This is a genomic window from Mesorhizobium sp., from assembly GCF_024509055.1.
Taxonomy (GTDB): domain Bacteria; phylum Pseudomonadota; class Alphaproteobacteria; order Rhizobiales; family Rhizobiaceae; genus Mesorhizobium.
Genome location: NZ_JANINM010000022.1, coordinates 59498 through 68173 on the forward strand (window position 1 = coordinate 59498; position 8676 = coordinate 68173).

An 8676-nucleotide genomic window follows, 5' to 3' on the forward strand; every position below is an offset into this window, starting at 1 on the left:
CGTCGCAAGCCGAGTTGCCGAACATCGGGGAGGTTGGATGGTAGACCTTAAAGGGACCATCGAGAGACGCATCGACATCGATCTGGCCATCGGCGAGAGCCCGGTCTGGGACGCCGACCGCCACCTGCTCTGGTTTGTCGACATCCTGGCACCCTGCATCTATGCGCTGAATCTCGAGACGAACCGCCTGGCGACCTACCCGATGCCATGCCCCGTCGGCAGCATCGGGCTCGCCAGCGGTGGCCGGCTGGTGGTCGCATTGCGGACCGGCGTCCATCTCTTCGATCCTGTATCCCGGGCGCTGGAATTCCTGGTCCATCCGGAACCCGACATGGACATGAACCGGCTGAATGACGGAAAGGTCGGCCCGGACGGATGCTTCTGGGTCGGTTCGATGCATGAGAGCCTGCCCCGCGCGCCGACCGCCGCGCTCTACCGGGTGACGCCGCGGGGAGAATGCACGCGCGTGATCGGCGGGTTGAAGGTGTCGAACGGACTGGCGTGGAGCCCGGACGGCGGGACCATGTATCATGCAGACTCCCGCGGAGCCTATGTGCAGGCCTACGACTTTGATCCGCGAAGCGGCCACCTCTCGGGAGGGCGCAGGTTCGCAACCTTCGACGAAAGCGATGGCCTGCCGGACGGCGCGGCAACCGATGTGGACGGAAACTATTGGGTCGCCGGAGTGACGGCTGGGCGGATCACGAAATTCGCTCCCGACGGCCGGATCGTCGACACATTCGCGCTGCCGACGCCAGCCCCGACGATGCCCTGCTTCGGCGGCCGCGACCTCAAGACGCTTTTCATCACGTCGCTCAGAACCGACCGCCCGGGCATCTATCATATGGGCACGTTGATTTCGGTGAAGACGGATGTCACCGGTGTTCCCACGTACGTCTTCGGCTGACCGGCATGGTCCGGAGCGAGCAGCGCGACGCTCGGGCGGTGCGCGCCCCGTTCGAGTGTCTAGAAGCGGAGCAGGCCGCGGGGAAGATCCAGCGCCCTCTTGAACCACGGGCGCGGCGGGCTCACGGCTGTTTTCGCAGGAGGCATCGCCGTGCAGCTTTCTTCCATCTTCGTCCATGAGGGATTGTTGAGCACCATGTCGCAACGCGCGAGGTGGCCCTGCCCCGTGGCGGTCAGGCAGGCGTAACCTCCAATGGGAAACGTCTGGTCGTTGGCTCGGCACGAAGACGCAACGGCACCCGGGGACGACATCTGCGCAGCACCGCCCGGGCAATAGTCGAGGACGCTCTTCCAGGACAGGACGTTGAGTTCCGTTTCGCAGCGCGCGAGATGGCTTTTGGCGCCAACCGCCAGACAGGAATACTGGCCAAGCTCAAACTGTCCCGTCGGAGCGACGCATTTTTCCTGCCCCAAGGCAGGCGCCGTTATCCCGGCGAACACCAGTCCCGCAACGAACAGCCTTACGTTCCATATCCTCAATCGTGGGACTCCCACCGACCTGACCGAGAAAGCGGTTATGTTTCGAATACTTCCACTAGCGCGCCGGACCCTGCGTCGGCCATCCGCGCGCAGTCCAACAAGACATCAGTCATGCCCGACCTTGGCGATCACAATGTGTCGCGGCGCGAAGTTCCTGCCTGTCGCGGCAAACCGCTCAAGCCATCACCTCGCGCGTTCAGCGCAGGCCTCTCACGATGGCTGACTTCGGGGGTCATGTCGAGCCCGGCGACCGCGCTTGCCAGCGCTGTCGCAAGCTCGGCAACATTGCAAGGAAGGTGGCCTATGTCAGCCGCGCGGGATCATTCGCGGTTATACGGGATGCCGAGGCGGGCGGGCTGGCCGCTGCGGAAACGAACCCCCATCAGAAGCACGATCGACGCCACGTATGGCAGCGCCAGGAGCAATTGATGCGGCACCTGCGCGCCCAGCACCTGCAGATGGGTGGCGAGCGATTCGAGGAAAGCAAACGCCGTCACCGCGATCAGGACCCCTTTTGGCTTCCAGTTTCCGGCGATCAGCGCCACGACAACGATCCAGCCGCGGCCGGCGGTGAAGTCGGCGAGGAAGCGGTCGGAGAAGCCGAGCATGAGGAAGCCGCCGCCAAGACCGGTCATGGCGCTGCCGGCCATCACCGCCGCAAACTGGCGGGCAGTCACGCTCAGGCCCTTGACGTCGAGCGCCTTGGGGTTCTCGCCCAGGCAGCGCAGCTCGAGCCCGTAGCGGCTGCGGTAGAGCAGGAACCACACCAGCGGGACCGAGAGCAGCGCGAGATAGGTCAGCGCGCGCTGCGAAAACAATATCGGGCCGACGAACGGAACGTCGGACAGCAGCGGAATTGCGATATCGCGGAAGCCGGAGAACGTCGGCTGCGCCCTGCCCTGGATATAGCTCTGGAACCAGTACAGCGTCAGTCCGCCGGCAAGCAGGTTGAGGCCGAGGCCAGCGATGAAATGATCGACACGCAAGGTCGCGGTCATGAAGGCGATGATGACGCCCATCAAGGCGCCGGCGAGGATTGCCGCCAGCACGGCGAGCCAGAGCGAGCTAGTCGTCGTCGCGACGATATAGGCGGCGAACGAGCCGGTCAGCATCGTGCCTTCCACCCCCATGTTCCAGATGCCGGCGCGCTGCGTGATGAGTTCACCCATGGCCGAGAAGAGCAGCGGCGTCATGGTGCGGATGGTGGCGGCAAGGATGCTGACGATGATCGCTTCCTGGAACAGCTGGCTCATTGGACGGCGACCCTCACCAAGCGATAGCGCGCCAGAACGCCGGCGCAGAGGAAGAAGAACAGGGTGATGCCCTGGATGGCGGGCACGAGCGATGCCGGCACGTCGCCGAGCACGCGCATGTAGACGGCGCCGCTCGCCAGCCCGCCGAAGAAGAGCCCTGCCAGCACCGTGCCAAGCGGCCTGAGCCCGCCGATCATGCCGACGATGATGCCGGTGTAGCCGAGCCCGATCAGATTGTCTGCGCGCAGCCGATGCGCCACGCCGAACAACTCGATGGCGCCGGCCAGGGCGGCCAAAGCGCCGCTCGCCATCAGGATGATGGAGACGGTGCGACCGATGTCGACGCCCTTGTGCCGCAGTGCCTCGGGATTGTAGCCGAGGCCGCGGATTTCGAAGCCTAGTGGGGTGCGCGACATCACGATGGAGCAGATCGCCGCGGCCAGAAACGGCAGCAACACGCCGGCATGCAGCCTGCTGCTGCCGAACAGCGAGGGCAGGAAAGCATCGGCGGGCAGCATCGGCGACTGCTGGTAGGAGATGGTGCCGCCGCTCTCGCCCCATGGGCCGCCCTGCAGCAGCCAGGACAACAGGTAGATCACGAGATAGTTCAGCATCACCGTCGAGATGATCTCGTTGACCGCGAAGCTGTTCCTGAGCACGGCGGCCAGCCAACCGAACGCCATGCCGGCCGCCATGCCGAAGACGAGCACGGCCGGGAAGAACAGCATCGGCGACATTCCGGCCAGGAGCTGCGCGCCGAGGTAGCCGCCCATGGCTCCGGCGAAGACCTGGCCCTCCTGGCCGATGCTCCAGAGCTGGGCGCGGAAGGCGATGACGGTGGCGAGCCCGGTGAGGATGATCGGCGTCGCCTTGACCAGCGTCGTGGCCATCGCCTTGGGCGAGCCGACCGCGCCCTGCACCAAAGCCGCGAAGACCTGGCCGACATCGGCACCGGTCGAGGCAAGCAGCAACGCCGAGACGGCGAGCCCGGCGGCAACAGCCATGGCAAAGGAAGCGGCCGTCCACAAGCCGTCGCGCTCGGTTCTCGGTTCGAAACGGATCATTGGACGGTCCCTTCGCGGCGCCCGGCCATCATGGCGCCGACTTCACCGACGGTTGTCTTTCTCGGATCGACGATGCCCATGATCTCGCCCTTGAACATCACAGCGATGCGGTCGGCGAGGCCGAACAGATCGCTCAGTTCTTCGGAGGCGAGGATCACAGCGAAGCCCTCCGCGCGCTTCCTGAGCAGCTGCGCCTGGACATATTCGATGACGCCGACATCGAGACCCCGCGTCGGCTGGTTGGCGAGCATCAGGCCGGAGGCATGCAGGAATTCGCGCGCTATGATGATCTTCTGCGCATTGCCGCCCGACAGCTTGCCGGCAGCTACCTTCTCGTCACGGGTGGCGATCTGGTATTCGGCGATCATCTCCCGCGCCAGCCTGGCAATCGCCTTGCCGTTGATCAGCGGGCCACTGCGATACTTCGCGCTGCGCTGCCAGCCAAGCACCAGGTTCTCCGCGACATTGAATTCCGGCACCAGGCCTTCGCGGAGGCGATCGTCCGGGATGTGGCCGACGCCTCGGTCCATCATGCAGCGCGGCGTCAGCCCGGCAACCTCCTCGTCCATAAGCCTGATCGAGCCGGCGCGCGGTTTGCGGACGCCGCACAAGACCTCGAATAACTCTTTCTGACCGTTGCCGGCGACGCCAGCTATGCCGAGGATCTCATGGCGCGCCACCGCGAAGGAGACGTCCTTCAGCACTGCCTCGCCCCAATAGCCATGCGCTGTCAGCCCTTCCACGGAAAGAACTGTCTCGCCCGGCTGCAATTCCGGCTTGGTGACTGCAAACGACACCTCGCGACCAACCATCAGCCGGGCGAGTTCGTCCGGAGACGTCTCGACGGTGTTGAGCGTGGCCACGACCTTGCCCTTGCGCAACACCGTGACCCGGTTCGACTGCATGACCTCGACGAGCTTGTGGGTGATGAGGATGATCGACAGGCCACGGGCGCACATCTTGCGCATGATGTCGAACAAGATGCGCGACTCAGCCGGCGTCAGCACGGCGGTCGGCTCATCGAGGATCAGAACCTCGGCGCCGAGATAGAGCGCCTTCAAGATCTCCGCCCATTGCTGACGGCCGACCGGCAGTTCCCAGACATAGGCATCGAAGTCGATGTCGATGCCGTAGCCGTCACATATGGCCTTGAGCTTCCGCCTGGCCTCGCCGGCATTGAGCCGCCAGCCCGAGCGTTGCGTGCCGACGATGATGTTCTCCAGCACGGTGAATTCCGGGACCAGGACGAAATGCTGGTGCACCATGCCAATGCCATGGCGGATCGCGTCGATGGGCGAGGCGATGTGAACCGGCTGATCGCGGACGAATATCTGCCCTTTGTCGGGGCGATAGAGGCCGAAGATGCACGACGAAAGCGTGGATTTCCCGGCGCCGTTTTCGCCAAAGAGGCAGTGGATCTCACCGGGGCGGAGGTCGAAATGGACGTCCTCGTTGGCGGCGACGCCGGCGAAGCGCTTGGTCAGGCCTTCGACGCGCAAGGCAGTGGACATGGCAGGTTCCGAAAGGCTGGAGGAAGTGGCCGCGACGGCCCTGGCGGAACGTCGCGGCCGGACGGTCTCTCGAAGATCAATGCGCCTTCGGATCGGACACGTCGACCGGCACCTCGAAAGTCCCAGCCATGATCTTGGCCTTCAACGCGTCGACATCGCTGCGGACATTTTCCGGCAGCTTGGACTCGAGCTCGCCATAGGGCGCCATGGCCGAGCCTCCGTCCTTCATCGAGAACCAGTGCTTTTCGGTGTTGCCGGCATAGGGCTTGCCTTCGGCCTTGTGGGCCCACCATGCATCGATGACGTGGTTCACGTCAGGATCCCATTGCGCGACCGTGCTCGACAGCACCGTCGACGGCGAGAACGAGTGCTGATCCTGGAAATTGCCGAAGCAAAGGATCTTGGCTTCCTCGCACGGCTTGAAGTTGCCGGTGAGCTGGAAGATCAGGTCGGCGCCTGTGGCGATCTGGGCCGAGGTGTATTCGGCCGCCTTAGCCGGATCGTACCAGGATTCGATGAAGGCGACGCTGCGCTCGATCTTGGGGTTCACCGCCTTGGCGCCGTCGAAGAAGGCGTTGATCTCGTCGTTGACGTCGTCGGCCGGGAACGTGCCGACAGCGCCGAGCTTGTTCGACTTGGTCATCTTGCCGGCAATGGTGCCGAGCAGATAGGCCGGCTCGTGCACGCGCTTGTATATCCAGTACTGGTTGCCGCCGAGCCCCTCATTGCCGGAGCCGACAACGACGAACATGATATCGGGAAACTCGTCCTTGAGCTTCTTCACCTGGTCCGAATAGGTGCTGTGGGCCCAGATGATATCGTACTGGCCGCTTTCGGCGAACAGCCGCATGGCGTCTCCGGCATCGTCGCCCCAAAGCGGATCTGTGTACTTCCAGGTGATCTCGAGGCCATGCGGCTTCTTGGCCTTCACCCGTTCCAGGGCCTGGATCAGCGTGCCGTCCCAGCCGCTTTCAATGCCGGCCGACAGGATGACCGCGATGCGAAGCTTGTCGGGCTCGGTGGCCCTGGCGAGCCCGGTGCCGATGGCGATACAGGCGATGGCTAGCGCGCAAAGCGCCGCAACTCTTCTAACGAAGATCATGAACATAGGATCGTGCCTTTCCCTCTGGGGTCATTTTTGGGTTGCATCCCGTTTTTTGTTTGTCTTCCGGTCCACCTCTCCCGGGCGGTATTCTCAGTTGCCGTGAGAAGCCTCCTTGGCCAGAAGCGCGTCGATCTCCGCGGACCACGAGGCGCGCCAGGCGCGCTTCGTTGAATCATCCAACCAGGCCGCGTCGAGAGAATTGAGCGCGAGGTCGGCGAGGGTCCTGCGATCGAGCGACATGGTCTCGGCCAGCAGTCGATATTCCTTGGCGAGGTCGGTCTGCAGCATCGGCGGATCGTCGGTATCGACCACCAGCTTGAGCCCGGCGTCGAGCATCGTGCGGATCGGATGGTCGGCCGCCGTCAAATCGCGCCAGTGAGTCAGGATCACAGTCGAGCTTGGGCAGACGGTGAAGGCAATGTCCTCGTCGATGCAGCGCCTGACCAGCGCCGGATCCTCCATGACCCGGTAGCCGTGGTCGATGCGTTCGACCGAGAGCAAGTCGAGCGCGTCGCTCACATTGGCAGCCGGTCCGCCTTCGCCGGCATGCGCGGTCAGCCGCATCCCGGCCTTCTTCGCCCTGTCATAGACGGGCTTGAAGGGCGCCGGAGGGAATGGCTCTTCGTCATAGTCGAGCCCGATGCCGATCACCTTGTCGGAGCGGAACGGCAGCACCAGGTCGAGGAATTCGAAGGCACGATCGATCGTCAGCTCGCGGTTGATCGCCGGAATCAGCCGCGAGACCAGGCCGAAATCGGTCTCGGCATCGTCCATGGCCTTCAGGATCGCGGAAAACATCGTCTGGTAGCTGATGCCGGCGTCCTGGTGCACCTGCGGACTGAAGAAGAATTCGACATAGCGTCCGCCGGCATTGGCGACATGGGCGAGCGCTTCGTAGGCGATGAGGTGGAAATCGTCGGCGCTGACGACGGACCGCGCTACGAGATCGTATATCTGCAGGAAGTCGACCAGATTGTCATAGCGATAGAGTTCCTCGACCTCGCCGAATGGCGGCAGGGCGATGCCGTTCTTCCTCGCCAACTTGAGGAAAGTGTCGGCCTTCACCGCGCCGGCCAGATGCAGATGCAGCTCGGCTTTCGGCAGCGCCTTTGCGAATACGTCCAATGTCATCGGCTCCGACCCTTCCTTACAAATCCAGCACAAGCTCATCCGTCAGCGCGCGCGAGCAGCATGGCGTCATGCGGTCGCCGGTCGCGCGCTGCTTGTCGGTCAACACCAGGTCGCGATGGTCCGGCACGCCCGAGACGACACGCGTCACGCAGGTGCCGCAGATGCCTTGCTCGCAGGACACCTGGATCTCGACGCCGTTTTCGGCGAGCACCTCGACGATGCTGCGTCCCGGCGCGACCTCGAAGCTGCGGCCGTCGCTGGCAAGCGTCACGCGGAACGACTTGTCGCCGGTGACCGTGGCATGTCCGGCATTCGCAAAGTACTCGCGATGGACCGCCTCGGACGGCCAGTCCATTTTTGCCGCGGCAATCACCGCGTCGAGGAAGCCGGCCGGTCCGCAGGCATAGAGGTGCGCGCCGGGCGGACGACGCGAGAGCAAGGCCGCAAGATCGAGCTTCTGTTCCGCCAGTCCGTCATCGAGATGGAAGCGCAGCTTGCCGGCAAAGGCCGAGGCCAGCATCTCGTCTCGAAAGGCCATGCGCGAAGGGCTGCGCGCGCAGTAATGGAAGACAAAGTCGCGGCCGAGAGCCGACAGGCGGTGCGCCATCGACAGAATCGGCGTGATGCCGATGCCGCCGGCGAGCAGCAGCGAGAACGCAGCATCCTCGTCGAGCGCGAACGCGTTGCGCGGCAGGCTGGCTTCCACCATGTCGCCAGCCTTCAGCCGGTCGTGCACGTAGGCCGAGCCGCCACGCCCGGCGACCTCGCGCAGCACGCCGATGCAATAGCGGTGACGTTCGGCCGGATCGTTGCGCAGCGAATATTGGCGCGTCATGCCGCCAGGCAGATGGAGATCGATGTGCGATCCGGCGGTGAATGCGGGCAATTCAGCACCGTTTTCGGCAACCAGTTCGAAGGCCGCGACGCCTTCCGCGCAGTTCCGCCTCTCCGCAACGCGAAGCTTGAGATGCGCGCCGGTTCGGTTCGCCTGCACAGTGTCGTAGCCCAGCATGTCCACGGTCACCTCCTCGGCTCGCGGTAAGGCAGGGATGCTGATTCAAATCGGACAATCATGACGTCGAACCGATGTCTCCAGTTACGATGCCGCTCCGCAATCAACTCGCGATCGGCGCGCCGAGGCCAAAGCGTTTCACAAGTCCACGCCG

At 64.1% G+C, this 8676-nt stretch carries 8 protein-coding genes; 1 reads left to right on the top strand and 7 read right to left on the bottom strand.

Annotated features, from left to right (window positions below; all coding sequences use genetic code 11):
* Positions 1 to 37 precede the first annotated feature (37 nt).
* Positions 38 to 907: an SMP-30/gluconolactonase/LRE family protein gene (locus Q0L57_RS01520; protein ID WP_296736753.1), complete on the top strand. Its 870-nt coding sequence runs from the start codon at positions 38 to 40 to the stop codon at positions 905 to 907.
* Positions 908 to 966: 59 nt separating this feature from the next.
* Here Q0L57_RS01520 and Q0L57_RS01525 read toward each other — a convergent pair whose 3' ends face one another.
* The 7 genes from Q0L57_RS01525 to Q0L57_RS01555 all read right to left on the bottom strand — a co-directional run bounded on the left by Q0L57_RS01525 (position 967) and on the right by Q0L57_RS01555 (position 8522).
* Positions 967 to 1380 carry a hypothetical protein gene (locus tag Q0L57_RS01525; RefSeq protein ID WP_296736755.1) on the bottom strand — a complete coding sequence of 138 codons (414 nt, stop codon included), beginning with the start codon at positions 1378 to 1380 and terminating at the stop codon, positions 967 to 969.
* A gap of 386 nt (positions 1381 to 1766) precedes the next feature.
* Positions 1767 to 2699, bottom strand: a complete 933-nt coding sequence (locus Q0L57_RS01530) for an ABC transporter permease (RefSeq protein WP_296736757.1) — start codon at positions 2697 to 2699, stop codon at positions 1767 to 1769.
* Complete coding sequence (locus Q0L57_RS01535; RefSeq protein WP_296736759.1) at positions 2696 to 3763, bottom strand: ABC transporter permease; 1068 nt, start codon at positions 3761 to 3763, stop codon at positions 2696 to 2698. Before Q0L57_RS01535 ends, Q0L57_RS01530 begins: the two co-directional genes overlap by 4 nt.
* The gene (locus Q0L57_RS01540) at positions 3760 to 5274 is read right to left on the bottom strand and encodes an ABC transporter ATP-binding protein (protein WP_296736762.1); all 1515 of its coding nucleotides are present in this window, start codon (positions 5272 to 5274) and stop codon (positions 3760 to 3762) included. The genes Q0L57_RS01535 and Q0L57_RS01540 overlap by 4 nt, the downstream gene beginning before the upstream one ends.
* Before the next feature lie 76 nt (positions 5275 to 5350).
* A complete protein-coding gene (locus Q0L57_RS01545; RefSeq protein ID WP_296736765.1) occupies positions 5351 to 6382 on the bottom strand; it encodes a BMP family protein in 1032 nt (343 codons plus the stop codon).
* A gap of 87 nt (positions 6383 to 6469) precedes the next feature.
* The gene (add, locus tag Q0L57_RS01550) at positions 6470 to 7510 is read right to left on the bottom strand and encodes an adenosine deaminase (protein ID WP_296736767.1); all 1041 of its coding nucleotides are present in this window, start codon (positions 7508 to 7510) and stop codon (positions 6470 to 6472) included.
* Between the two features lie 16 nt (positions 7511 to 7526).
* Complete coding sequence (locus Q0L57_RS01555; protein ID WP_296736779.1) at positions 7527 to 8522, bottom strand: PDR/VanB family oxidoreductase; 996 nt, start codon at positions 8520 to 8522, stop codon at positions 7527 to 7529.
* Positions 8523 to 8676: the final 154 nt, after the last annotated feature.

Coding starts and splice junctions, on each gene's coding strand:
- Q0L57_RS01520 (WP_296736753.1), top strand. CDS start 38: ATGGTAGACCTTAAAGGGACCATCGAGAGACGCATCGACATCGATCTG.
- Q0L57_RS01530 (WP_296736757.1), bottom strand. CDS start 2,699: ATGAGCCAGCTGTTCCAGGAAGCGATCATCGTCAGCATCCTTGCCGCC.
- Q0L57_RS01535 (WP_296736759.1), bottom strand. CDS start 3,763: ATGATCCGTTTCGAACCGAGAACCGAGCGCGACGGCTTGTGGACGGCC.
- Q0L57_RS01540 (WP_296736762.1), bottom strand. CDS start 5,274: ATGTCCACTGCCTTGCGCGTCGAAGGCCTGACCAAGCGCTTCGCCGGC.
- Q0L57_RS01545 (WP_296736765.1), bottom strand. CDS start 6,382: ATGTTCATGATCTTCGTTAGAAGAGTTGCGGCGCTTTGCGCGCTAGCC.
- add (WP_296736767.1), bottom strand. CDS start 7,510: ATGACATTGGACGTATTCGCAAAGGCGCTGCCGAAAGCCGAGCTGCAT.
- Q0L57_RS01555 (WP_296736779.1), bottom strand. CDS start 8,522: ATGCTGGGCTACGACACTGTGCAGGCGAACCGAACCGGCGCGCATCTC.